This window comes from Leptospira yasudae (assembly GCF_003545925.1).
Lineage (GTDB): Bacteria > Spirochaetota > Leptospiria > Leptospirales > Leptospiraceae > Leptospira > Leptospira yasudae.
This window is the reverse complement of record NZ_QHCU01000001.1, coordinates 74,925-99,410: the sequence shown is the minus strand read 5'-3', so window position 1 is coordinate 99,410 and position 24,486 is coordinate 74,925. Positions and strand designations below refer to the sequence as shown.

The following is a 24,486-nucleotide window of genomic DNA, read 5'->3' as shown; positions in this document are numbered from 1 at the left end:
AAACGATGAAGCCGGAAATTAAAAATCAAAATTCCATTCATATACTCGTGGCGGAGGACGATCCGGACGATCGTCTTTTGATGCGCGACGGATTTCGGGAGAATAACCTCATCAATCCGCTTCACTTCGTAAAGGACGGAGAGGAGCTGTTCGAATTTCTTCAAAACAAAGGAGAATATTCGGATATTCTAAAATACCCCCGTCCCGGAATCATTCTTCTGGATTTGAATATGCCCAAGATGGACGGAAGAGAGGTTTTGAAAACGATCAAGACCATTCCCGAATTCAAAAAAATTCCGGTCATCGTTTTGACTACTTCCCGGGAAGAGGAAGATATGCTGCAGACTTACGATCTCGGCGCGAATTCCTTTATCCGTAAACCGGTCGAGTTCGGAGCTTTTATGGAAACGATTCGAACACTCGGACAATACTGGCTCGAAATCGTGGAGCTTCCCATTGTTTCCTGACGATTCGTTCGATGTCGTCAAAGTATTGTTAGTCGAAGACGACGAGGAGGATTTTATTCTTTTTAAGGAATATCTCGGCGATATTTCGTATCCAAAATACAAAGTGACTCGATTTCAGAATGCGGACGCGGCGCTTGCGGAGATCCGATCGAATTCCGATGCTTACAAAATCTATGTGATCGATCATTTTTTAGGACCGAAGACCGGTCCTGAATTATTAAAAGAAATTCGTTCTGCGTCCGGATTGGCACCCGCCGTTTTGATTTCGGGTTTGCCGGAATCGGAAATCGCATCCTTAGCGGAAGAAGCGGGATTTCAAGGATATCTGGACAAAAAGACTCTTTCGACGTTTGTCCTTGCCAAAGTCTTCTTTTTGCTTTTGCAAAATAGAAACGAAGAAACATTCAAAAAAGAGAATGCACTTGCGGACCCGCTTCTCATGAGAATGGAAACGATCGCGCAATTTGCCGGCGGGATCGCACACGATTTTAATAATATTCTAAACATCATCATCGCGAATTTGGACCTTTTGGAAATGCAATGCAAGGAGCAGCCGAACGTTCTCAGTCGAGTCAATTCCGCACAAGGAGCGGTGATGCGAGGCGCGGAAGTAAATAAGAAACTTCTAAACTTCTCCCGAAAACAATCCCTCAATCCCGAATCCGTAGAACCGGATCGATGGATCGGAGAATATTTGGAAAAACCGGTCGAACCGTTTCCGGAAAACGTTCGGGTTGTTTTCGAACCGGGAGGCCGGGGCGCCAAGTGTAGAATCGATCGAAGCGAATTTGCAAATTGTCTCATGCATTTGCTGCAAAACGCAAAGGAAGCCGTGGAAGAATCGGGAGGGACCGTTCTGATCGAAACGGATACGATCGCCGTGACCTCTTCCAAAGAATCGAAGGAATTCGGTTTAGAAATCGGAAATTATTTTTTGCTCAGGATCGCGGACAACGGGCGGGGAGTGGATGCAAACATCGCGGATAAAATTTTCGAACCGTTTATCACCACGAAACCGAAAGGGAAAAGTTCCGGGCTCGGGCTTTCGATGGTTTTCGGATTTGTGAAACGAAGCGGCGGTAAAGTCGCCTTCGAATCGCACCCCGGTTGGTGTTCCGACTTTTACGCCTACTTTCCCTTGGAAGAACGGCAACCGAACTTGCATCCCTCAGGGAATGCGATCTCCGGTGATGGATCTGAAATCTTTTATTTTACGGGGGAGGGAGAAACATCGAAGAGAACCTCTTATGTCTTTCGGACTTTAGGATTTCAGGTTCGTCGATTTCAAGAATTAACCTCCTTTCAATCCGAACTTTCAAAAGTGAAAGGGAAAGCCGTTTTATTCTCGGAATGTTGGGGAGAATCCTTCCCTCAATGGAAGGAGATTTGCAGAAATGCGGAGAAGTCGAATTCTATGCTGAAAACATTTTACGTTTCCGCATCCGTTTCGGAAAACGGATCGGAAAATTCTTCGGAAATCCCTTGGCCGATTTCTCGAAAATCTCTTGTGAATCATTTCGGTCGATTATAAATTAGCCATTCATGAATCAGCACCCTCTACCTAATTTACTGATTCTAGATGACGAGGAAGAGATCGCCGGGATCCTCGGAGATCTAGCCAAACAATGCGGCTTTGAAGTTACGATCACGCACGAAGCCGGGGTTTTCTTTGAAAAGCTTGGCGATCATACGCAATATATCATTTTAGATCTGATGATTCCCGGCGTGGACGGGGTGGACGTTTTACGGATGTTATCCGGGAAAAAATTATCCGTTTCCGTGATTCTCATCAGCGGCGCGGATCGACGCGTGTTACAAAGCGCGGAATCCCTTGCGATTCAATACGGATTAAAAATTTCAGGCGTTCTGGAAAAACCCATTCGAATTCAAGAATATCAAAGAGTTCTAACGGGATTGATTTCCGATAACAAGAGCGATTCTGTCAATTCTTCGACAGTCGGCAAGCGACCCGTTGCTGAACCCGCTTCGGCGATCACTGCGGAAGAGATCGAACAAGGAATTCGAGAGGATCAGTTTCGTCTTTTTTATCAGCCTAAGATCAATTTTAAAACGGGAACTGTCTCCGGTTTTGAATCCTTGGTGCGTTGGGCTCATCCGGTGCGAGGTTTGGTTTTTCCCGATTCATTCATCCCCACTTTGGAATCGTATCCCAGTTTGATGGACGCGATGACGGAGAAGTTGATTTTACAAGCGCTCGGTCAGTGTTCGATTTGGAACAAACAATTTCCGGGTATCGCGGTTGCGGTGAACGTTTCTCCGGTAAGTTTGAACAAACTCATTCTTCCCGAAACGATTTCCAAGATGATCGAGGGGTTCGGTTTAAAAAACAATCAGCTTATCGTGGAAGTGACGGAAACTCAGTTATTGGAAAACATCACGTCGACTCTCGACATTCTGACTCGGATTCGAATCCGCGGGATCGGTCTTTCCGTGGACGACTTCGGAATCGGTTATTCTTCCTTGAAACAGATTCATCGTTATCCGTTTACGGAACTCAAGATCGATCGTTCGTTTGTGAGCGTGGCTCCGTACGATAAGGAAGCGCTTTTTATCTGTCAGGCTGCGATCGATCTCGGTCATAAACTCGGAATGACGGTCGTTGCGGAAGGAATCGAAACCGCGGAAGTCGGCGAGTTGATGAAGAAGGAAGGCTGCGATAAAGGACAAGGTTATTTTTACAGCAAGCCGATGCCCGCCGACGCGGCTCTGCAATACTTAGCGAACTTTAAAGCCTAAACGCGACGATTGCGGTTCGAGATCGTTGTTCTTTTTTTCTGATTTACTCTCCGATGGAGAATTCCATCCTTCCGGAAGAATGAAAAATTTTCTCCAGGACCCGGACTTTCCGATTCTCATCCGCGCGTATCGTTCTTCATTGATCCGGAGATATTCCGCCTCCAACTTGGAACGTTATCCGGAATTGCGCGAAATTCCCCGTTCGGTCGTCGATACTCTTTTGAAATATTTTTTGGAACTCCTTTATCCCGAATACGAAGGCCGCGTTCTTTTGGACGGCGCTTTTGATTCACTTTCGGGTTTCGTTCACAGTCCTTCCAAGGTTTTCGGTTTGATCGGTTCCTTAGGCGCCGCGGCTCTCAGTTTCGGAAGACATATCGGGGCTGCGTTTAAAACCGGATTTGCGGCGCTTCATTCGTATCTTACTGCGAGACATTTCGAAGCCCTTATGTTCGAATTTACAAAGGAAGAATTGAGAGCGGGAAACGATCCGGAGAACGAAATCGTTTTTGAAAGAATCATTTCCCGCGTTCCCAAAAAGGAAGCGGACCAGTTCAGAGATGACGTCGTAAAGCTTTTCGAAACCCTGTCGAACCGCGAACTTCTCGCTAAAATCGTTTCGATGATGAAAGCCATCGTCGCAAAGATGGAAAGCAAGCCGAAGACGTACACTTCCGAAGATGTCTCAGGCATCCGATTGGGTCTTGCCATTCTTCAAAAGGGAGAAGAACTCTTTCAGGGACTTTCCGATTCCGAAATGAAGCTGATCTTAAAAGCGATCGATCAAGTCGAAAGGGATTTTTTCGAAGATGCGTTAAAGCGAAACGGAAGATTCGAATCGGCTTAGACGGATCGATCGACGAATTAGACTTCATTAGAAAAAAATAAATCGGTGCGGATTCCGGTTTTATGATCGGCGCTTTTTTGGAAAAGTCCTTGCGATGACATTCTCCAGTTGTTAGAATATGGACGCTAAAAGTGGAGTAAGGTCTATGAAAAAAATATTAGATTGGACGACAAGGATCATTGCGATTGCGATTTTGACTCCGGCATTTTACTTTAAACTTTCCGGCGCAGAACGTTCCATCGCTACGTTTACCGCATTGGACGCCGAACCTTTTGGGCGTTATGTGGTCGGATTTTTCGAACTTGGAGTCGTTTTGTTATTATTGATTCCACAGACGAGTTGGCTGGGTGCGATGATCGCTACCGTAATCATGATCGGCGCCATCGGTTCCCATATTTCCATGCTCGGTTTTCAGGGAGAAGCGGGAGTTTCGTTTATTCTCGCCTTTGTGGTTTTGAGCTGTTGCATTCTACAGCTTTTTGCGAGCAAGGATCGAAATCCCATCTTTTCCAGAATTCTTACGAACAAAAGCTACTAAAAGCATTCCGCTTTTTGAATGCGATTTAGGAGATTGGCGGAGTTCCAACAAAATCCTCTAAACACGACGCGGCAGAGATCGAAGCGACGCGGGATCGAACGAGCAACTGCGAGTGAGAGAACGCGGTCACGGAGTGACCGAAGCGGAAGCGAAGTCGCGGAAGAGCTCGGTCCTGCCGTATTTAGAAAGGGTTCGCGTTTTTAGAAGAAACTTGCAGGAGCCGCCCGAAACGATGTTCTGCCCGCTTCGAGTCCTGCATTTGTTGTTGGTTTAAAATCTTGGCTGATGGGGTGACTGGAACCGACATTGAGTTGTGTCGGTTGAGTTTTGAATTTCTTTAATCTTGGCTGATGGGGCGACTGGAACCGACATTGAGTTGTGTCGGGTGAGTTTTGAATTTCTTTAATCTTGCCGATGGTCGGACTCGAACCGACACAGAGTTGCCCCCGGTGGATTTTGAATCCACTGCGTCTACCAGTTTCACCACATCGGCGGTTTGATTGCGGAAGAAAGATCAGTCGTCTACTTCGATGTACTTGCCTTTTCCACGAGCTACGATTTTTCCGATCTCGTTTTCGATCTCGGCTCGGTTTTCGATCACTTTCTTGTTCTTCTTCACAAACCATCCGCGCAAATGGAGCGGCTGGTTGACGAAGGCAGGCTGAAGAAAACGAATCGTTAGTTCACCCGTGGTTGTTTTGAAATTCATGGCTTCGTTGATTTTGACCATGATTTCGTCTAAGATCGTAGATATAATCCCTGGATGAATTACGTCTGGCTGACCTTGAAACTTTTCCGGACAAGTGAAGTCACCGTATGCGGATTGTGTATCTTCGTCAAAGGTGATTTTCAATTGAAGTCCGTCCGGATTGTCTGGACTGGATCCAAAACTTAAGTTTGCCCGAACCGAAGCTTTCATAAGTCAGAAATATACTATACATCCATGACGTCAATTACAAAAAGAAGTCCGAATGAGTTCAAGATCGGTATCCGGTTTGGTCGATTTTAAGAACAGTAGCTTCGCCCTATGACAACACTCCTCTTATTCATGTTAGGTCTTTTATCCGCGGGGGCAGGAGCCTACACTCTTTTCAGAGACAAACCTGCCTCGAAAGACGGCGATTCCGGTTCGGGAAAATCCTCGTCCGGCGGGCCAGGCGGTGCGGGACCGGGCGGCGGTGGGACTAACGTTCGCGGGGATCGAGGAAAAGAAATTCCCGTTTCTCAACCGGGCGCTCCAGGAGGAGCCGGGCAACAACCGGGGGCCGGTCTTCCGTCCACAGGTGGTGCGGGCGCGCAGGCTCCATCCGCAGGCGGACCAAGACCCGGAAAGGAAGACGCGCAAAAACACAAAGAAGATTTTCCCGGTCTTCGGAAAAAGCCTAAGTTAGATCTTAAGAACAAAGTCGACGATATCATTCGCAACAATTCCAAATTTGCGAATCATCGTCGTCCTCTCATCAACGCGGAAGCTCTCGTTGATAAGGAAAGCTACAACGGTGCATTAGAAATTTATAAAAGAACCAAGACTCGAGTTCCCGACGAAGAGATTCAAGGGAAGATTCAGGAGAATATCGATCAGATCCAGAATCATCTCGAGAGCGACGAAGAGGAAGTCTATCGTCCGGACGACTACGGCGGCGCTCCGATTCCTTTGGGAGATTTGGTCCGCGCCATCAAGGACATCAGTGAGTCGTTAGGCGATACCATCTCGAAAGGATTTTCCAATCCGATTTCACTTCCGCTTTCTCCTTTGGACCCGGGCGCGTTGCCCGGTCCTCCGACCGTGCCTGGTAGTCTGCCTCCGGGGCCGATTTCCTATCATATTTTCAGTCCCGGTCCGGCCTTACCTCCGGGGAGCATTCCTCCTCCAAGTCCGGAATCCTTAGCGGGTGGTGGGGGTGTATATCCTACTTTCCCTATGGGAGGAGGCGCAGGTGGCGGCGGGGGTGGAGCAGGCTCGGGTGGACCCGGAGCTGGACCAGGCGGATTCGGAGGTGGAGACGGTTCCGGTGTGGGAACTCCTTCGGCTCCTGGCGGTGGAGGTGACGAACGATCCATAGAGAGTGAGTCATTGAGTTCCGGCTCTAAAAGCGGATCTGGGGGTGGTTCTCCCGGCGGAGGTGGTGGTGCAGGCGGCGGGGGCGGAGTTCCGTCCACACCTTCTTCCAGAGAGCATCTGGATCCGAACGCGATGGATCTTCCCGACGACACATTCTTCTCGGAAGAATGGGAGAAGTTCAAAGATCTTCCTTTAGTCGATCGCCGAACCGGAGAAAGCAGACGATCCGGCAGTGACCGTCGCGGTGAAGATCCGACCCGAAAGGATCGAAGACAGGGAGACGACCGCCGACAAGAAGATCTATTCAAACTTCGAGATGACTATCTCAAACAAAAGGAAGAACAGAAAAAGAAAGAACGAGCCGAAGCTCCAACTCCGTCGGAAGAATCGCCTCCCTACGACTGGTCGGAAATGGAAATGCCGCCGATGCGGGACGACCTTCCTCCGTTCTTGGCTCCCGTCGTTCCTAAGATCGAACTCGTACCGATCCGACTTCCCGATCCGCAAGACAAAACCGTTCGTCCTCCGGATGAAGGTCCGCCCCCGGCTCCGAGTCCCGCACCTTCCGGAGAAGTTCGTTTCGAAGCGGCTCCCTCCGAAGCTCCGGAAAAAGAATTTAAACCATTAGAACTTCCTAAAATAGGTCTACCCGATCCGGAATATCAAAAGACTGCCGAAGCGACTCCGGAGATTCCGCATCTTGCGCCTACTCCGACGACTCCCGAAGCGGAAGAAGCTCCCGAGATCGAGGTTCTCGAAGGAGGTTTGCAGCCGTTCGACGAGGAAACGGAGGAAGAAGAAGGAGGCGGAGAAGAATCCGGAGGAGGTTCCAAAGAAGAAGAACCGAGAATGATCCACGGGATTCTGGAGTTAAAACCTCCGGAAGTGGACGACGCCCCGTTCTTGACTCTGACCTACGACTTCGACAAGATTCCGCACGCCTTCAAACTTTCTAAGAATTACAGTATTATGGAATACTCCTATTACAAGTATAAACCGATGCTCGTAAAGGCGCAGGAATTCGCGAGAAGGAAGATGCTCAAGAACGCGCTGAACTACTATCGAGTCATCAAATCGCAGAACATTCCTCCCGAACTCAGAAAGATGATCAATCGAAACATCAAGGACATCACCGAGTTTATGGAAAAATATCTTATGGCCAAAGGCGGCTAACGGCTAATCAGGAAAAATTTCCGATCGGAGAGCGATCATCGATTCTCCCTTGCTTCTGAAAGTAAAACGCAGTCGTAAGCGGCTCTTTCTCCGATTTTCTCGGAACGCGAGCTTCCATTCTTGGTTGAAGCGTTCTTTGTTCGATCGCTAAGACCGTAAGCCAAAGAACGCTAACCGATTTTTAGTTCGTTTTTTGAGCCGCGGCGGTAGAATTCTCCGAACTCTCCAAGGAAAAATAACGATGGATGTTAAAACCCACCGTCCATTCTTTCTTGTTGTAATCGTAATCTGCCCCGCGGAGCAATTGCGTGTGAGCGATGGATCGGCTGTTCGTAACGAACAATTGAAACACGTGGCCTCCGGTTTCAAAGTCCACGCCGAAACTCAAAGGAACGGACATGTATTCCACCGGCTTGGAAAGAAGAATGTTGTTGATGACCGCGTCGATCGTTCTTCCTCTCGCGATGAGATCGTTGATCTCCGAAGCGGAATATTCCACTCCTCCGATTTTCGTTTTGCGGTCTTCGGTAACATACGAGTCTCCGATGTAATCCCGTTTCGGGGTGAGAATCGTTCCGAACGTGAAGTCCAATCGTTTGAAAAGATGAATCCGGAACGAAACGTCCAAACCGGTTCGATCGTTCGAGATATGATCTTTTACGAAATTTCTATGAACGAACATCGGAGAAAGTTGAAGAGAGAACACGTCTCCGAATCGTTTCGAAATCAAGAACGAAGCCAAAGTGCTTTGGCGATCTGTATACGTCAGTTCGTACGTATTCAGCTTTTTATTCGCCTCGGAATCGAAGGTGTTAAGTCCCGTCGAAACCTTGAGATAAGGACCGTAGAATCGTTCCTGCTCCTCCGTTTCCTGACCGAACACTCCGAAAAAACTGACCGTTACCGGAAAGTTCGAATCTTGCGTCAAAAGGCGAACCTTCCCTCTCGCCTCGTACGTTTTTTGAAACGAAGTCCTTGCGACTCCGATCGTGATCCGATCGGTCAATCCGTAGTCGAGGGAAAGCTGCGTGTTGGCTCCGTTGTCCAAACCGATGAAGTCGTACGAAGTGGACTTCGCATTTCCGAAACGGTGATTGATTCGGAAGTCCAATCCGTTTTTGCCCACGTCCTCGGTGCTGGGCATGTGGATCAAACTGCTTCCGAGAAACGCGGATTTTCTTTGTTCCTGCGCGGAAAGTCCGACAGAAATTAGAAACAAAAAAGGAAGAAGGAAAAGTTTTATTCTTTGGTTTGCCATGTTACGGATGTTTCGATTCTTATTTTTTCATTCAGTTTCAAAATTACTAATTTAGGAATTTCGATTTTAAAGTCGGTCAGAAGTAGATCGAAGGTCGCGTTGACCGCAAGTTCTTTTTCTTTTTCCTCGAAGATTCCCTGGACTCGAACGTTCTTCTTGGAGATTCCGTGGATCGAAAATTCTCCTTCCACGAGTACCGTTTTGGAAGCTTTATCCCACTTGACGATGTTTCCGTGAAACGTTGCGAGCGGGAACTTTTCCGTTTCCAGATAATTCTCGTGCATGTGTTTGTTCATCAGTCGATTGGGAACGTTCAAGTCGTTCAGATTCACGCGAAACCAGAACTTCTTCGTATCCAAATTGGCCGTTCCTTCGGCTTTGGAAGCGGTTCCTTGGATCGTTTCCTGAGGAGCTTCGCTCAAAAACCGAATGTTCGCCTCTTTTACGATCCATTCCTTGGGATTCTTATCCGCCGCAAAGGCGGAAAAGCTCCAGAAAATTAGAATAGAATAAAAAGCGAATGTACGATTCGAATGAAGAAGCGCAGAAATCAAGGATTGGCTCCTTTGAGAATCCAGCAGAAGACCGCCTTGTTGATCGAATCGTTGTTGTAAATTCTCATCGTGCCCGAGTTGATTTTTTGAAACAGAAGGCTGTTTCTCGGATCGTTTACGACCACTCGGTTTCGAACCGCGTTGTAAGAAGTGATATCAAAACCGGCGTTTGCGTTGCTCGCATTATGACAAGTGGAACAAGTCGAAGTTCCGGCCGCGTTTAACGTGGAGAATGCGGGAGCGGGATCGGTGCAATCGGAATTGCTCAGTTCTTTGAGAGGAGCGGCCGAACCCAGTAGAAAGGCGAGATTCCTGAGAGAATCCTCCTTATCCGAACTTTTTTCGTTTTGACAGGCGAGTAGAATCGAGGAAAGGCCGAGAGCGAGAATTAAAATTCCGATCGTCCATCGATTGTGTTTTTCTTTCATAACATTCTCCTTTGAAAACGGATTTACAACAGATAGAATACCGTTCGCGATTTCCAATCTTATAACGGATTTTTACAGTAAAAATCAAAATTTATAATTTCGCATTTCCAAGAACATACGCACGATTTTCGGGAAGAAAAATCAAAAATTGACTCTCCGAATTATAGGATCGATTGCAGTGGACGCGAAGGTCCCCGTAAAAAATAGTGTAGTGAAAGCAAATCCGAGTCGGAGTACGAAGATGCAATCCCTGGAATCGACTTTAAAATCCACATACTATCTCGATCACGATTCCGAATCGGTGCGGAAATTTTTGGAACGAGTGACGACCGCCGAAAATTCTCCCTTGGAAAAACTCAAAGAATTTTATTTAGGTGTTCGAGATCAGATTCGATACAATCCGTATCAAGTGAACGATCGGAAAGAATCCTATAAGTCCAGTACGATCGCCGACAGTAAGCAGAACTATTGTATTCCGAAGTCGATTCTTTTTGCGTCCGGCGCAAGGGCTCTCGGGTTCCCTTCCAAGATCGGATTTTCGGATGTGGTCAATCATCTAGCGAGTGAACGATTGATCCGTCATCTTGGGACGACGATTTTCGCATTTCATGGATATGCAGAAATTCTAATAGACGGAGTTTGGGTCAAAGCGACTCCCGTTTTTGACAAGGAACTTTGTATACGATTCGGAGTCGCTCCTCTCGACTTCGACGGAAAAAACGATACGATCTTTCATTCGTTCGACGGAGAAGGGAAGAAGTTCATGGAATACGTAAATCATCGGGGAGTTTTCGAGGACTTTCCGTTCGAATTCGTAATCCAAGGTCTCAAGGACTTCTATCCGAACGTGATGGGTAAGACGTTTCAAGGTGATTTGAGAAACGAAAAGCCTTCGGTTTGACATTCTTGTCGGACACATCCGTTTTCTATGCGATTTGATTACGTCTCTTTTTAGTGCGGATTTAAAATCATTCCAAATCGGAACTTCTTTTTAAACCGAAGAAATAAATTTCCTGCATTCTTCCGTGCTCTGGATTCGTTTTTCTCATCTTATCTTTTACGATGTGTTCATTTAAATAAGTATACGGTCTCTTTTCCTCCAAGAAATAAGTGAACGCTCCTTCTGTTGTTTTTAGAATAACCCTTTGTATGTGTGTGCGCTATTCTTTGCGTTTAGAATTGCTCTAAAACATAAGAGCTTTGACTCACATTATCTCTGCGTCTGATTACTTTATAAACTTATATAAGTAAACACTGCCTCGTTTTTGAAAACACTTGACTACCCATGGGATTAAGGCTATTATTAGCCGCCTTAAAATCTATGAAAAAGATATATATATTCATCCAAAGGTTAGGAATTCGAAAAAAGCTTATGCTTCTATTCGGATCGGTTTTGATACCGATCGCTTTGTTGGTTGGTTTAGCGCTTACCAACACGAAAGATAGAATCGAAGACATTGAAACGATCTACGAAGATCGTGTAATTCCTCTGAAACAATTGAAGAAAATCTCCGATCTCTACGCGATTTTCATCGTGGATTGCGTTCACAAAGTGAGAAGCGGAGCGTTCACCCCCGAAGAAGGCGTTGCCAATCTGGATAAAGCGACTTCCGGAATTCAAAAGGAATGGACCGCTTACAGCTCGACGCATCTCGTAAAGGAAGAGGAAGTGATCATCAAGGAATTAACTCCTTTGTTTGACGCATCCAACGCCGCGGTTGCCGAAGCGAGAGAGCTGATGACAACGAGAAACTTCGAAGAACTCGGGGTTTTTGCGGAAAAACGCCTTTATCCTAGAATCGATCCGGTGACCGAAAAAATCGAAGAGTTGATCCAGGTTCAGTTGAGAATCACGGACTCGATTTACATCAAAGCGGAGAAGGAATTCGCTTTCAGCTGGTTCGTGTTCATTCTTCTTTCGGGAATAACTCTGACATACATTCTTCTGATCGCGGTGATCTACTCGATCCAATTGGTCAAAGGCCTGACCACCATCAGCGGAGCGATCGTAAACGCGGACTTTTCTCACCCGGTCGAGGTGGACGAGGACAAAAAGAAAAAGGACGAACTCTATCTTCTTCTGATTGCCTTCCGTCTTTTTCAGATTAAGGTGAAGGAGATGCTCGATACGATTATGAACTTTTCGGAAAGTATCGTTGCTTCTTCCGAACAGCTTTCCCAATCGGCCGATCACCTTTCCTCCAATGCGCAATCAGAGTCCGCTTCGGTGGAGGAGATTTCCGCATCCGTGGAAGAAATCAGTTCCGGGATGGAATACGTAACGAGGAATGCGGAATCCCAATACGCCTTGATTTCTTCGTTTAACGGCGAAATGCGCGAACTGGAAGGAATGATCTCGAAGGTGGGAGACGCGGTTAAGAATTCTCTGGATAAGATTTCCGAGATGTATCTCAAAACCGATTCCGGTAAGAAGACGATGGGCGATCTTTCCGAAAGTATGGAAAAGATCGAGAACAGTTCCGTGGAAATGCAATCCATCACCGCGATCATCAAGGAGATTTCCGAAAAGGTCAACTTACTCGCGTTAAACGCGGCGATCGAAGCGGCAAGAGCCGGGGAACACGGAAGAGGGTTTGCGGTGGTTGCAAGCGAGATTACGAGACTTGCGGAACAAACCGATTCCAGTGCGATGACGATCGAAGAACTCATCAAAACGAGCAATGCCGAGATTGAAACCGGAAGAAAGATCGTGGAAAATTCCGTTACAGTTTACGCTCAGATCTTGAGCGGTCTCGAACATTTGAAGGAATCTTCCAACCAGATCGTGGCGACTATGGAACTTCAGCAAGAGAAGAAGGAGAAGATACGTTCGGGAGTCGATCAAGTGGACGCGAAGTCAGAAGAAATCCGCAATTCCGTGAAGGAACAAAAGGTGGCGATCGCGGAAACCGCAAACGCGGTTTCGAATATTTCCATTACCGTTCAAAACAGCGCGGCGAATTCGGAACAGATTGCGGGAAGCGCGGTGAGTTTGTTGCAGATCGCGAAAAATCTGCAGGAAACGATGAGCTTTCTCAAGGGATAGAAGTTTTCGGAACGAAAAGTAGATTTAAAATCGCATCTATAGAAAGAAAATATTCCGAAACTGAAAAAAACGATTCGGTCGAATTGTTGAGTTAGAACATGAAGCCTGTTTGGAAAGAAATTGATAAAGAGACTTTCCGAAAAAAAACCAAAGCCGAAAGACTTTTTGTGAGTCTTTTGGCTTTTTCATTTCTGGCGATCGCTTGTCGCCGAGATTCGGATGAAAGTCAAATGCAAGCCTTGCTCCTGCTCGGAGCCTACAATCAAGCGCAGTGTTCTTCCGCCGCCAATGCGACGCGAACGCAAGCGAAGAGAACCTTCTTCACTTCCTTTGAATCCGTTTCCGATTTTTCGAACTTCTATATCGTTCCGCAGAACTATCACAATTCCTGTTCTCACGATCTTTCCGCCGAACAAGTAAAGACCGGAGCAAAGTCGCACAAGGGTTGGGTGTATTCTTCGTATGTTGCGAGCAGTCTTTTCGTGAACAACAATCACCGAGGTTATCCGACGATACAGCTGCATAAGACGAGCGGTGGAAGTTTCGTGACTCCGGTTTTGATCACGATGAACGTTTGGCTGGATATGAATTTGAGGACGATGCAGCCGGAAAACGAGTGGTTCAGCTTTGCGACGATCGCGGATGATTCTTCCGATAATTGGAACAGCCCCGTTCTAGTAAATTTAAACAACGAAGGGTTTGTTCATCTGATGCACGTTCCCTGGATGGGGCAGAAACAAACTTCCTATCAGACAAGTTCGTTGTCGTTTCCGAAGTCTCAATGGGTGGAGCTGAAAGTCTATTTGGACTTTTCCAATCCGGAAGGAAACGTCAAAGTTTGGCAGAACGGAACCCTCGTTTCGGAAGCGAAAGTGTATTGCAGAAAGAATACGATCGCGCAAATGCATTTCGGTTTATACGCGCCGCCCAGCGTTTCGAGCGGAACGGTTTATAACGACGATCTGAAAATCGAAGAAGTGGACGCGAGTCCGTAAGATCGAGAGATCGACGAAAGATTGTAAAAAAGGAATCAGCGACGGAAATCTATTCGAATTTCGCGCAAGCGACGGTTCTTCATAAGTAACGATTTACTTTTTGTTAAGCGACTTCGTATTTTTTATTCCCAGCCGAGTTCTTCGCGGAGATTGTTCATCCTTCTCCGGTTCGCAAGAAAATCGAACAAACCTAGAATGGATTCCGAGCGGATCTGAACGATCTTGTCATTCTCATCAAATAAGAATTCCACCGTGTCCGGAAAATGAAAGACCCTGGTATAAAAGCGGGTTTTAATATAATAACCGTCGACTTCCAAAACGCTTACGCGGTCCGCCTGTTCGAGTTTTTCTTTGAGTTTTTGAAAGGCTTCTTCCTTTTCCTCTTTGTAGCGGAAGGGTTCGATGTGATGGATGAAGTTAAACGAAGAACTTTGACTCGAAACGCAGTTCGGTCTCGGAGAACAATAGTTGAGTTCCTTGTCGTAGACTCCGGTTCTGGGTCCGATCAAGGTCGTGCAGCAAAGAAGAATCAAAAGCGCCGTTTCCATAAAAATTAGACTTTTCTAAAATTCCTTTTCGAGGTTTCTTCCGTATGTCATGATACGATTGGAACCGTTTGAAACCAATGATATTCCTCTGTTGATTTCCTGGGTCGATACTCAAGAGCTGCTGTTGCAATTTTCCGGTCCTGTATTTCGTTTTCCTTTAACCGAAGATCAGCTTCTGGAGAATCTCCGCGCCGTCGATCGCAAGGCATTTCGCATCATTGAAACGAGTTCGAACGAAAGGATCGGCTATTGCGAACTCGCTTCGATCAACATGGAACACGGGTCCGCTCGTCTTTCGCGGCTTTTGATCGGCAAACCCGAGTTTCGCGGAAAAGGGATGGGCCGAGAATTGGTAAAACTTCTTTTGCGGATTTGTTTTGTGGATCTCGGATTACACCGGGTCGCTCTGAACGTGTATGATTTTAACAAAGCCGCGATCGCCTGTTATCAGAATGTCGGATTTCAGATCGAAGGTTTAAACCGGGACACCGTTCGGTTCGGGGACGGATTTTGGTCCGGTTACGAGATGAGTATTCTTCGGCCGGAATGGGAAGCCTTACAGGTTTCCTAAATTTGTGGTAGTTCCCACACTCCGGACGGAACTCCGTATGACTTCGGCCGAACGCTTCTCCGGAACAATTCAAGATATTTCCGCAGGTTGTGGGAACTCATACATTGTAACAGGAGGATCGTCGGATTCTCCTCTGTCGGTCCGGAGTTCCGTCCATTTTTTAGAATTGAAAAAAAATTAGAATCATTCTAAAAAATATTTGCTTCCGGGGGTGGAGGCGATACTATGGAAGGGTCTAAGTTTCAAAATCAAAATTCAAAAGGAGAAACAAAATGCCTCAGGTTACATCCCTCGCGCCGGATTTCAAAGCGGAAGCTGTTCTTGGAAAAGAAATTAAGGAAGTTAAACTTTCCGACTACAAAGGAAAATGGGTGGTTCTATTCTTCTATCCGCTCGACTTCACCTTTGTTTGCCCGACTGAGATCATCGAATACGATAACAAGCTCGCAGAATTCAAAAAACTCGGAGCGGAAGTTCTCGGCGTTTCCGTGGATTCCGCGTTCACTCACTTGGCATGGAAAAATACTCCGAAAAAAGAAGGCGGAATCGGAGACATTAAGTATCCTCTGATCGCGGATCTTACGAAGTCCATCTCCAGAGACTACAACGTTCTTACGGACGGTGGCGTGGCTCTGAGAGGAACGTTCATCATCGATCCGGCGGGAGTGATCCGTCAAGCTACCATCAACGATCTTCCTGTGGGACGTAATATTGACGAAGCGATTCGTCTGATCAAAGCGTTCCAATTCGTGGAAAAACACGGCGAAGTTTGCCCTGCGAACTGGGATGAAGGAAAGAAAACGATGGTTGCGGACCCTCAAAAGTCCAAAGACTATTTCTCCGCTGTGAACTAAGTTCACGGTTTTTTTCTGTCCGCAGGCGCTCGCCTGCGGATTCTGGTTTTCAGAAGCGCTGAATTTCGTAAGATAGTTCTGATATTGTTGTTCTGCTTCCCGATCGCGAAAATGCGATGGATTTGCCTCCAAGGGGTTGCAATTAGGCAGCGGATTGTTCTTATGAGTCGCAATCTCAGTCTAATCTTTTAGAACAGGGCTTTAGGTCGCGATAAACTCAGCAAGTCGCTCCCTATGGGTCGCGATAAACTCAGCAAGTCGCTCCCTATGGGTCGCGATAAACTCAGCAAGTCGCTCCCTATGGGTCGCGACTTAGGAGATGAAAATGGAACAAGTTCTGGAAAAAGAAATTCTTCCCGAAGATCGCTATTATCGTCCGGATAATTTTCCGAAAGGCCTCACACGCAAGGTCGTTGAATCCATTTCTCATATTAAGAACGAGCCCGGCTGGCTCACTGAATTCCGTCTCAAAGCCTTTGAAATCTACGAACAAAAGCCCATGCCGACTTGGGGATTCTTTCCCAACTTCAACGTGGACATCGATTCTTACACGCACTACATCGGCTCCAATCAGCAAAAGAAAAAATCCTGGGACGAGGTCGATCCCGAAGTTTTAAAATCCTTCGAACGACTCGGAATCCCGGAACACGAACGCAAATATCTCGCCGGAATCGAAGCGATGAACGATTCCGAAACCGTTTATGCAAACGTAAAAAAAGAATTAACCGAACTCGGAATTCTTTTCTGCGACATCGACACGGCGATCCGAGAATATCCGGACATCGTACGCAAATATCTCGGCACGGTCGTGAGCGTCGGAGACAACAAATTCTCCGCTTTGAACAGCTGCGTTTTTTCGGGAGGTTCGTTCGCGTTCGTTCCCAAGGGAGTGAAAACTCCGATGCCTCTTCAGGCTTACTTCAAAGTCACCGCCGCTTCGTCCGGTCAGTATGAAAGAACATTATTGATTGCTGATGAAGGAGCGGAGATCGAATACTCCGAAGGTTGTTCCTCCGTTCAAGACAAGGGCACGAACTTTCACACCGCGGTCGTAGAACTCATCGCACACAAAAACGCGAAGATCTTTTATACTACGATCCAGAACTGGAAGAAGAACATGTACAACTGGACCGTCAAACGCGGGTTATGCCACGAAAGAGGGCATATCACTTGGACGGACGTGAACATCGGAGCGAACACCGTCAAATATCCGGGAATCGTTCTGCAAGGCGATCATTCCACGGGAGATATTCTTTCTCTTGCGTTTGCGGGCGGAGGACAGATCCAGGATACCGGCGCGAGAATCATTCATGTCGGTAAAAATACTCGAAGCAATATATTAGCAAAAGGTGTTTCTCTCGACGGAGGAATCAACTCCTACCGAGGTCTTGTTAAGTTCACCGCAGGATCGGAGAATTCTTACTCTCACGTTAAGTGCGACGGTTTGATGATGGACAATCGTTCCCAATCGCACGCGTATCCGTACAACGACGTTTCCGGTCAAAACGGAACGCTCAACTACGAAGCGACTGTTTCGCGGATCGACGAAGATCAGCTGTTTTATCTTCAATCGAGGGGATTGTCCGAAGACGACGCGAAACTTCTCATCATCAACGGATTCTGCGAGGGTGTGACCAAACATCTCAACGTGGAATACTCAGTCGAGATGACGCGTTTGATCCGAATGATCTTAGAAGACGGTCACGTCATTCAGGAAAACAACGGCTCCGTCGTAAGCTGATCCTCAACAAGTCGCCTTTCCGTTTTTGAACTTCTTTTAAAAATTCGATCGCGAAAAAAATCGATCCTGACGATTTATAAAACGATCCATGTCGGATTAATATTTCGTCTTATCAAAAAGATGTTGACTAAACGTTTTTTCGGTTTGTTACAATGAAAGATATGTCCCGGGGATTTTTTCTATTCGTCTTTTTGTTTTTGATTGCCTGTGATCCCGGAAAGGAACCATACAATCCCGAAATCCCGTATTCCAAGGCTTGGTGGGACAGCGTGATTCTTCGTTGCGCGCTCGGGCAAAATTCTTCCTGCGGACTTCCCCCGATTTTACCGTCCATTTTTCCGGATAAGATTTCCGATACGGGACAAACGCTCTGTTACGATGCAACCACCAACATCTCCTGCGGTAACGGAACCTATCCGCGTCAGGACGGGGATTTTCTGGATCTTCCGTCTAACAGAAGTTATATCGGTCCCACGGCGCATTCGGTTTATACGAACGATTATACGACCTTGGATGCGGTCCGCGGGCTTATTTGGAAAACCTGTGCCGAAGGTTTGAGCGGACCTACTTGCTCGACCGGAACCGCGACCGCGACTACGTACGCAAGCGCGCCGACTTATTGCGCCGCGTTGAACGCGCAGAACTCGGGTGCGGGGTACGCGGGAATCACGACTTGGAGAATGCCTTCGATTTTCGAACTCGAACGATTCGCGAATATCGAAAGCAATACGGCCGTGGATTCTTCCGCGTTTCCGGGAAACCCGAGCGTGAATTTTATTTCCGATACTCCGTATTCGGGAAGCCCCTCCACAACGGGTTGGCACATTCAAATCAACGCGGGTTTTTACGATCAATTGAACTACGGAACCAGCCCGTACGGAGTTCGTTGCGTTTCGGGAACTTCTCTCTCTGCGCCTTCTTATACGAATAACGGTGACGGAACCGTTACGGACAATCGAACCGGTTTGCTTTGGCAGGGCGGTGCGGGTTCGGGCGGAACGAACACATGGCAAGGCGCTCTCAGTTATTGTTCTTCTCTTTCTCTCGCGGGTAAAAGTTGGAGACTCCCGAACATCAACGAACTTCTCAGCATCGTAGATTATACCGGCGTAAGTCCCGCGATCAATGCGACCTATTTTCCGGGAACCGTTTCCCAATACTATTGGAGTTCGTCCACGGCCAGGAACAACCTGACCTACGGATTTGCCGTTTTCTTTACGAGCGGACTCATGGGCGGGAACGGAAAAAGTTCGAACTGGTATCTTCGCTGCGTTACCGCTCCATAATCGGAACTGAATCGCGAAAAAATCGAAAATCCCGTGTAAAATGATTTTTCCTTTTTCGAGTTCTCTTTAATATTTAAACGTCTTTTAAATAGAAGCGGAACCGTCGCCCGACCCATGAAAACCTTAGATTCAAATTTGCTTAATTCCGAATTCTTTCGGCAGATATTCGAAACCAGTCGGGACGGAATCGCGATCGCAAATCTCGAAGGAAATTTTTTAGAAGCGAATCCCGCCTTTCAAACTCTTACGGGTTATTCTCTGGAAGATCTGAGGGGGAAGAGCTTTTGGTCCTTAACTCCTTCTCACTGGAATTCGGTAGAACAAAAAGACTTCGAAGAGAATCTCCTTTCTTCCGGTTATTCTCAGGAATTCGAAAAAGAATACGTTCGTAAGAACGGGAGTTCGGTTCCGATCTGCGTTAAGACGTACGTGCTTCAGGACGATTCCAAAAAGCCGGTGGCGATTTGGGGAATCATCCGCGACATCTCCGAACAAAAACGAAACGAAGAAGTCCGCGAAAAATTATACGATGAAATCAAGGAAGGATGGGAAGCTCTACGGAGAATCTTCGTGCTCAATCCGTTTCCGATGGCGATCTCCGAAATCGGATCGGGAAAACTTCTGGAAGTAAACCGCAAGTTCGGCGAACAGATCGAATACGACTACGATCAGCTCGTAGGCAAGACCACCTTGGAACTCGGCGTTTGGTTTTCGCCGCAGGTTCGCGAAACGATCGTTTCGATCATGAAACGGGACGGCTTCGTGGACAGCGTCGAGATTCCGTTTCGAACCACGAAAGGAAAAGAATTTTGGGCGCTCTTTTCCGCGCAGCCGATCGAATACAAAGGAAGGACCGCTCTTTTAAGCATCACCGTTCCGATGACGGATCGGATCAAGGAAGAACGGGAAAAACAAAAACTCTTGGACGAGGTCCGGGAAAAGGAAGAGATCCTCAGTCAGATCTTTCGGATGAATCCATCCGCGATCACGTTATCGAAAGACGACGGTACGTATTTAGAAGTAAACGAAAGGTTTTTGGAATACTTAGGCAAAACGAAAGAAGAAGTATTGAACAAAACACCGCTCGATCTCGGGTTTTACTACAACCTCGAAGACAGAGCTTTGATTTTTCAAAATTTGAGGGAGAAAGGAATCGTACAAAACCTTGAAGTTAAGCTGAAAACTTTCAACGGTATGATTAAGACGATCTTATTTTCCGCGAGAATGATCGAATCCTTCGGAGAGAAAAAAATACTTTCCATCGGTCACGATATTTCCGATCTCAGGGAGTCGGCTTCCAATCTGAAAAATCTCGCGCAGGAACTCGAAAAGAGCAAAAGCCTTTTTCAAAAGTTATTTCAACTCGTTCCTTCCGCGTTAGTCGTCACCGACTGGGAGGAAAAGACGATCGTCGACGTAAACGAACGATTTCTCGAAATGGCAAAACGCACCCGGGAAGAAGTGATCGGTAAGACGACGCCGGAAATTCATATCTGGGATAAGTCCGGAAATTTCAGAGCTGAAGTCTACGAAGCTCTTTCCAAAACGGGAGAAGTGAAAAATCTCGAATCCGTTTATCAGGCTTCGGACGGGGAAGTCGTTCCGATTCTTTATTCGGCGAGAATCATAGAAATCAACGGAAGAAAACAGGTTATCTCTCTTGCGACCGATATAGAGGAAAAGAAAAAGTCCGAGGAAGACCGCAGAAGATTGGACGAAGAACTTCGTCTGAGCAAGGACCTTTTTGAAAAACTCTTTCAGCTTACGCCCGCCGCCGTTTCCCTTTCCGAATTGGAAACGGGAATCTATCGACAAATCAATCAATCCTATTGCGATCTGATCGGTTATACGAGAGAGCAGATCATCGGAAAGTCTTCGATGGAACTCGGAATCTGGAGAACTCCGATCGATCGTGCGAAACTCAAAAAAGAATTGGAGGAGAAGGGTTGGACCGCGAGTCTCGAGGCCACGATTCAAACCTCGGACGGAACTGTGAAGCACGTATTATCGGGGAATCGGGTTTTTCAGTTGGACGGAAAACCGATGTTGCTCGCGCTTCTCATCGACGTAACGGATAAAAAGGCGATGGAACTCGAGCGAAACGAATATTTCGCAAAGATGCAGGAAAGCAAGGATCTGTTCGAAATGATCTTCGAGATGAATCCCGATACGATCACGATCAACAATCTTTCCAACGGAAGCTACGTTCAAGTCAACGAACACTTCTCCGAGATGCTCAAATATACCAAAGAGGAAGTGATCGACAAGATTCCGATCGACATAGGCATCTGGAACGATCCTCGGGAAAGGGATAAGGTCGTCTCGATTCTCAGAGACGAAGGAATCATCCGAGACTACGAGGTTCAATTTAAGAAGAAAAGCGGAGAAATCGTCGACACACTGTTCTCCGCAAGACGAATCAAAATCGGCGAAGAACCGATCGCGATCGCGATCACAAGAGATATTACGCAACAAAAGGCCGCCTCCAGAGAACGGGAAGAACAAACAAGAAGAATCGCCTTACACGCGCAGGCGCTGATGGAGATTGCGACCGATTCGGAATTCGCGTCCGGAAATCTGGAAGCGGGGACGAAAAAGATCGTTCTTATGGTATCGGAGGTCGCGGATTGCGACCGCGTTTCGATTTGGATCTTTCCGAAAGAAAATCCGAATCTATGGACGATGTTTGCGGGTTGGGATCGTAAAGATCAGGCCTATATGCCTCGGATTGAATTGGACATGTCCGAGTATCCGACTTATTTCGAGGCGATTCGAAGCGATCGTTTCGTCGACGCGTCCGATGTGATTCAAGATCCGCGAACTTCCGAACTCGCGGAAACGTATAGCAAACCGAACGGGATCAGTTCCCTTCTCGATGCTCCCTTTTTTCTTAGAGGAAAAATCAAAGGGGTCGTTTGTCTCGAACACCGCGGAGAGCAGCGAAGATGGAAAGGATACGAAAAACAATTCGTGGTCACGGTCGCCGAACAAGTCACCCAGCTTTTATTAAACGCGGAAAGAAAGGAAGCCAAGGAAGAATTGGAAAAGGCCGTTAAGGTGAGAACTTCCGAATTGGCAAAGGCTCTGGAGAATCTCCAAAAGACGCAGGAACAACTGATCCTTTCCGAAAAAATGGCCGCACTCGGACAACTCGTCGCGGGGATCGCGCACGAGATCAACAATCCGTTAGGCGCAATCGCGGCTCTCAGCGGAGAACTCCGCGCGTATTTGAATTCTTCCGCGGATCGAATGGAAACGTTGAGTCCCGAGTTCGTTAAGGTGAGTTCGGAATTCATTCACGATCTTTCGGAACTGATCCGCAGAGGGATCGAAAGCAAGGAAGCGATGCTTTCGCGAGAAAACAAAAAAGCCGCGATGGCTTCCATCAAATCGAAGTTAACCGAATTGGGATTCGAGAATCCGCACGATATTGCGGATCGTCTTTTGGACAACGGGCTTCCTCTTGCTCTGGAAGAATTCTCGGCATTGTTTTCCGATCCGGCGCGTTATCCGTTGATCAAATTCGCATTAGAAGAAATTCATACGTATCGAAATATCCTATCGATCCGATTGGCTGTGGACCGTACTTCCAAGATCGTATATGCTCTCAAAAACTACGCGCATATCGACACGGAAGAAAGCAGAGGAAAGGTTCTCACCAATCTTGCGGAGAACATCGAAACCGTTCTAACGATCTATCACAATAAAATCAAAAGCGGCGTGGATGTGGAATTGGACTTTCCGACCAGACCAACGATCGAAGCCTATCCGGACGATCTCGTGCAGGTTTGGACCAATCTTATCTACAACGCGCTGCAGGCGATGCGGTTCAAAGGAAAGATCAAAATCTCCATCGAAGATCGAAAGGACGATGTCAAAGTTTCCATTCAGGACAACGGACCCGGGATTCCGCGCGACGTTCGGGAGAAAATATTCGATCCGTTTTTTACGACCAAAGGACCGGGAGAAGGAAGCGGCTTAGGTTTGGACATTTCCAGAAGGATCGTAAAAAAACACGACGGAAGAATCGAACTCGAATCGGAACCGGGTAGAACGATCTTTCACGTGATTCTTCCCAAAAAATAAACCGACGTTCATATTCGTTTTCGATCCATTGGTAAAAAAATTCTGGACTGAGAATCCGAGGTCGAGTTCCATCTGAACTCGTGTCTTCCATTCTTACGGAAACGGTATTTTTCGGAACGGTATTCGGGTTGTTGATCGGCACGGGGGCGTTGCTTCGAAATCCGTTCGGGATTCAGAACCGTCTCGTCTTTCTTTTAAACCTCTGCGGTTCGATTCTATTCTTATACGTTTATTTCATCCTGAAGGACGTCCGGTTCGAGACGCGTTGTTTCAATTATATGTATATTCCCTGTTCCTGGTATTTGGGTGCGGGCATGTACAGTTTGTTTTCGGCGAACGTAAAGGATTCTTACGTTTGGCGTTCCGATCGATGGTTGTATCTGCCCGGCATATTCTTAACGTTGCTGATTCCGATTTGTTCGTTCGCGATGCCGGAATGGTTTCCGCATCGTCCCGAAGATTACTTTCGGAAATCGACGACGAGCGTCTGGGATCTATTGTTTCTCGCTGGATTTATCATCAATCTTGCATATTATGCGTTTATCTTTTGGGAAACCCGTTCTTTGTTTACGATCAGCCAATTGAAAAAAGAACCGGGCGGACGTTTTCTTCTCATGATTTTATGCGGAGGTGCAAGCGTTACTCTTCTTTTGGTTTCCGCGTATTTGTTAAGAGAATTAGAATTATTGTATGCTTCCGTTGTCGCCACCACGATCTATTCCGTCGCCGCCTATCTTTCCCATCAAAGAACTCCGAAACTTTTGGGCGAAATCGGACCCGCGGTAAAAGAAGCGTATCAGAATTCCCGGTTGGAAAGCGTAAACCTGTCCGAGTTGGAAACCCGTTTGGAATCTCTGATGGAAAAAGAAAAACTCTATCTGCAGGAGGATTTGGATCTTTCCACTCTTGCGGAGAAGTTGGATCTGAAGTCCTATCAACTTACGGAATATCTAAATTCAAGAAAAGGAATGAACTTTTCCAAGTTCATCAACGCGTACCGCGTTCAAGAAGCGGCCAAACTATTAAAAACGGAAGAAGGCGCGAACATTCTTTCCGTCGCGTATCGTTCCGGTTTTAATTCAAAGGCCACGTTCAATCTTGCGTTTAAATCCGTTTTCGGAACGTCTCCCCGCGAATATCTGAGACAGTCGAGAACTGCGCGCCGAGACGGATAAACGTTTTCGTCTTTCAAAATAAACGAACTTTTATTTTGAATCGGTCTCGCTTGCTTCTTATCTTTTTTGTTGGAACTCCTCGATTCATCGAACCAACAGG

At 46.9% G+C, this 24,486-nt stretch carries 20 protein-coding genes and 1 tRNA gene; 15 read left to right on the top strand and 6 right to left on the bottom strand.

All coding sequences use genetic code 11. The features are described from left to right. Positions 1-5 precede the first annotated feature (5 nt). The 5 genes from DLM76_RS00440 (at position 6) to DLM76_RS00420 (ending at position 4,609) form a co-directional block, all read left to right on the top strand. Positions 6-467, top strand: coding sequence for a response regulator (locus DLM76_RS00440; protein WP_118964075.1), 462 nt, complete (start codon positions 6-8; stop codon positions 465-467). Then, positions 457-1,998 (top strand): hybrid sensor histidine kinase/response regulator, encoded by a 1,542-nt coding sequence (locus DLM76_RS00435; RefSeq protein WP_118964074.1) that lies wholly within the window; start codon positions 457-459, stop codon positions 1,996-1,998. Before DLM76_RS00440 ends, DLM76_RS00435 begins: the two co-directional genes overlap by 11 nt. An 11-nt stretch (positions 1,999-2,009) precedes the next feature. Beyond that, positions 2,010-3,224, top strand: coding sequence for an EAL domain-containing response regulator (locus tag DLM76_RS00430; RefSeq protein ID WP_118964073.1), 1,215 nt, complete (start codon positions 2,010-2,012; stop codon positions 3,222-3,224). 79 nt (positions 3,225-3,303) lie between these two features. Continuing rightward, positions 3,304-4,071 carry a hypothetical protein gene (locus tag DLM76_RS00425; RefSeq protein ID WP_118964522.1) on the top strand — a complete coding sequence of 256 codons (768 nt, stop codon included), beginning with the start codon at positions 3,304-3,306 and terminating at the stop codon, positions 4,069-4,071. 145 nt (positions 4,072-4,216) lie between these two features. After that, positions 4,217-4,609 (top strand): DoxX-like family protein, encoded by a 393-nt coding sequence (locus DLM76_RS00420; protein ID WP_118956394.1) that lies wholly within the window; start codon positions 4,217-4,219, stop codon positions 4,607-4,609. A 409-nt stretch (positions 4,610-5,018) separates the two neighbouring features. Here the strand turns inward: DLM76_RS00420 and DLM76_RS00415 are convergent. Together DLM76_RS00415 and DLM76_RS00410 are read right to left on the bottom strand one after the other, a co-directional pair. After that, a tRNA-Leu gene (locus DLM76_RS00415) sits at positions 5,019-5,102 on the bottom strand. Between the two features lie 21 nt (positions 5,103-5,123). Further along, positions 5,124-5,528, bottom strand: coding sequence for a PaaI family thioesterase (locus DLM76_RS00410; protein ID WP_000648186.1), 405 nt, complete (start codon positions 5,526-5,528; stop codon positions 5,124-5,126). 129 nt (positions 5,529-5,657) lie between these two features. Between DLM76_RS00410 and DLM76_RS21810 the strand changes: the two genes are divergently transcribed. Continuing rightward, positions 5,658-7,844 (top strand): hypothetical protein, encoded by a 2,187-nt coding sequence (locus DLM76_RS21810; protein WP_118964072.1) that lies wholly within the window; start codon positions 5,658-5,660, stop codon positions 7,842-7,844. A gap of 181 nt (positions 7,845-8,025) precedes the next feature. Here DLM76_RS21810 and DLM76_RS00400 read toward each other — a convergent pair whose 3' ends face one another. The 3 genes from DLM76_RS00400 to DLM76_RS00390 are packed head-to-tail and all read right to left on the bottom strand — an operon-like array spanning position 8,026 to position 10,084. Next, positions 8,026-9,102: a DUF5777 family beta-barrel protein gene (locus tag DLM76_RS00400; RefSeq protein ID WP_118964071.1), complete on the bottom strand. Its 1,077-nt coding sequence runs from the start codon at positions 9,100-9,102 to the stop codon at positions 8,026-8,028. Then, positions 9,084-9,608: a YceI family protein gene (locus tag DLM76_RS00395; RefSeq protein ID WP_118964521.1), complete on the bottom strand. Its 525-nt coding sequence runs from the start codon at positions 9,606-9,608 to the stop codon at positions 9,084-9,086. The genes DLM76_RS00400 and DLM76_RS00395 overlap by 19 nt, the downstream gene beginning before the upstream one ends. A 44-nt stretch (positions 9,609-9,652) precedes the next feature. Continuing rightward, positions 9,653-10,084 carry an LIC11213 family lipoprotein gene (locus tag DLM76_RS00390; protein WP_118956398.1) on the bottom strand — a complete coding sequence of 144 codons (432 nt, stop codon included), beginning with the start codon at positions 10,082-10,084 and terminating at the stop codon, positions 9,653-9,655. 241 nt (positions 10,085-10,325) lie between these two features. Here DLM76_RS00390 and DLM76_RS00385 point away from each other — a divergent pair, with 241 nt between their 5' ends. The 3 genes from DLM76_RS00385 to DLM76_RS00375 all read left to right on the top strand — a co-directional run bounded on the left by DLM76_RS00385 (position 10,326) and on the right by DLM76_RS00375 (position 14,125). Beyond that, positions 10,326-10,985, top strand: a complete 660-nt coding sequence (locus tag DLM76_RS00385; protein WP_118964070.1) for a transglutaminase-like domain-containing protein — start codon at positions 10,326-10,328, stop codon at positions 10,983-10,985. A 420-nt stretch (positions 10,986-11,405) separates the two neighbouring features. Then, complete coding sequence (locus DLM76_RS00380) at positions 11,406-13,130, top strand: methyl-accepting chemotaxis protein (RefSeq protein ID WP_118964069.1); 1,725 nt, start codon at positions 11,406-11,408, stop codon at positions 13,128-13,130. A gap of 230 nt (positions 13,131-13,360) precedes the next feature. Beyond that, positions 13,361-14,125, top strand: coding sequence for a heparin lyase I family protein (locus DLM76_RS00375; protein ID WP_158586357.1), 765 nt, complete (start codon positions 13,361-13,363; stop codon positions 14,123-14,125). A gap of 122 nt (positions 14,126-14,247) precedes the next feature. Here DLM76_RS00375 and DLM76_RS00370 read toward each other — a convergent pair whose 3' ends face one another. Continuing rightward, complete coding sequence (locus tag DLM76_RS00370; RefSeq protein ID WP_118956402.1) at positions 14,248-14,673, bottom strand: DUF1499 domain-containing protein; 426 nt, start codon at positions 14,671-14,673, stop codon at positions 14,248-14,250. A gap of 49 nt (positions 14,674-14,722) precedes the next feature. Between DLM76_RS00370 and DLM76_RS00365 the strand changes: the two genes are divergently transcribed. The 6 genes from DLM76_RS00365 to DLM76_RS00340 all read left to right on the top strand — a co-directional run bounded on the left by DLM76_RS00365 (position 14,723) and on the right by DLM76_RS00340 (position 24,386). Next, on the top strand, positions 14,723-15,244 hold the full coding sequence (locus DLM76_RS00365; protein WP_118956403.1) for a GNAT family N-acetyltransferase: 522 nt from the start codon (positions 14,723-14,725) through the stop codon (positions 15,242-15,244). Between the two features lie 272 nt (positions 15,245-15,516). Then, a complete protein-coding gene (locus tag DLM76_RS00360) occupies positions 15,517-16,098 on the top strand; it encodes a peroxiredoxin (protein ID WP_118956404.1) in 582 nt (193 codons plus the stop codon). 325 nt (positions 16,099-16,423) lie between these two features. Next, on the top strand, positions 16,424-17,839 hold the full coding sequence (gene sufB / locus DLM76_RS00355; RefSeq protein ID WP_118956405.1) for a Fe-S cluster assembly protein SufB: 1,416 nt from the start codon (positions 16,424-16,426) through the stop codon (positions 17,837-17,839). Positions 17,840-17,991: 152 nt separating this feature from the next. Further along, complete coding sequence (locus tag DLM76_RS00350) at positions 17,992-19,125, top strand: Lcl C-terminal domain-containing protein (protein ID WP_118964067.1); 1,134 nt, start codon at positions 17,992-17,994, stop codon at positions 19,123-19,125. Positions 19,126-19,239: 114 nt separating this feature from the next. Further along, on the top strand, positions 19,240-23,211 hold the full coding sequence (locus tag DLM76_RS00345) for a PAS domain S-box protein (protein ID WP_118964066.1): 3,972 nt from the start codon (positions 19,240-19,242) through the stop codon (positions 23,209-23,211). Between the two features lie 80 nt (positions 23,212-23,291). Continuing rightward, positions 23,292-24,386: a helix-turn-helix domain-containing protein gene (locus DLM76_RS00340; RefSeq protein ID WP_167450707.1), complete on the top strand. Its 1,095-nt coding sequence runs from the start codon at positions 23,292-23,294 to the stop codon at positions 24,384-24,386. Positions 24,387-24,486 lie beyond the last annotated feature (100 nt).

Bases quoted from the DNA above. Each gene is read 5' to 3' on its own strand.
- DLM76_RS00440 (WP_118964075.1), top strand. From the start codon at position 6: ATGAAGCCGGAAATTAAAAATCAAAATTCCATTCATATACTCGTGGCG.
- DLM76_RS00430 (WP_118964073.1), top strand. From the start codon at position 2,010: ATGAATCAGCACCCTCTACCTAATTTACTGATTCTAGATGACGAGGAA.
- DLM76_RS00425 (WP_118964522.1), top strand. From the start codon at position 3,304: ATGAAAAATTTTCTCCAGGACCCGGACTTTCCGATTCTCATCCGCGCG.
- DLM76_RS00420 (WP_118956394.1), top strand. From the start codon at position 4,217: ATGAAAAAAATATTAGATTGGACGACAAGGATCATTGCGATTGCGATT.
- DLM76_RS00410 (WP_000648186.1), bottom strand. From the start codon at position 5,528: ATGAAAGCTTCGGTTCGGGCAAACTTAAGTTTTGGATCCAGTCCAGAC.
- DLM76_RS21810 (WP_118964072.1), top strand. From the start codon at position 5,658: ATGTTAGGTCTTTTATCCGCGGGGGCAGGAGCCTACACTCTTTTCAGA.
- DLM76_RS00400 (WP_118964071.1), bottom strand. From the start codon at position 9,102: ATGGCAAACCAAAGAATAAAACTTTTCCTTCTTCCTTTTTTGTTTCTA.
- DLM76_RS00390 (WP_118956398.1), bottom strand. From the start codon at position 10,084: ATGAAAGAAAAACACAATCGATGGACGATCGGAATTTTAATTCTCGCT.
- DLM76_RS00385 (WP_118964070.1), top strand. From the start codon at position 10,326: ATGCAATCCCTGGAATCGACTTTAAAATCCACATACTATCTCGATCAC.
- DLM76_RS00380 (WP_118964069.1), top strand. From the start codon at position 11,406: ATGAAAAAGATATATATATTCATCCAAAGGTTAGGAATTCGAAAAAAG.
- DLM76_RS00375 (WP_158586357.1), top strand. From the start codon at position 13,361: ATGCAAGCCTTGCTCCTGCTCGGAGCCTACAATCAAGCGCAGTGTTCT.
- DLM76_RS00370 (WP_118956402.1), bottom strand. From the start codon at position 14,673: ATGGAAACGGCGCTTTTGATTCTTCTTTGCTGCACGACCTTGATCGGA.
- DLM76_RS00365 (WP_118956403.1), top strand. From the start codon at position 14,723: ATGATACGATTGGAACCGTTTGAAACCAATGATATTCCTCTGTTGATT.
- DLM76_RS00360 (WP_118956404.1), top strand. From the start codon at position 15,517: ATGCCTCAGGTTACATCCCTCGCGCCGGATTTCAAAGCGGAAGCTGTT.
- sufB (WP_118956405.1), top strand. From the start codon at position 16,424: ATGGAACAAGTTCTGGAAAAAGAAATTCTTCCCGAAGATCGCTATTAT.
- DLM76_RS00350 (WP_118964067.1), top strand. From the start codon at position 17,992: ATGAAAGATATGTCCCGGGGATTTTTTCTATTCGTCTTTTTGTTTTTG.
- DLM76_RS00345 (WP_118964066.1), top strand. From the start codon at position 19,240: ATGAAAACCTTAGATTCAAATTTGCTTAATTCCGAATTCTTTCGGCAG.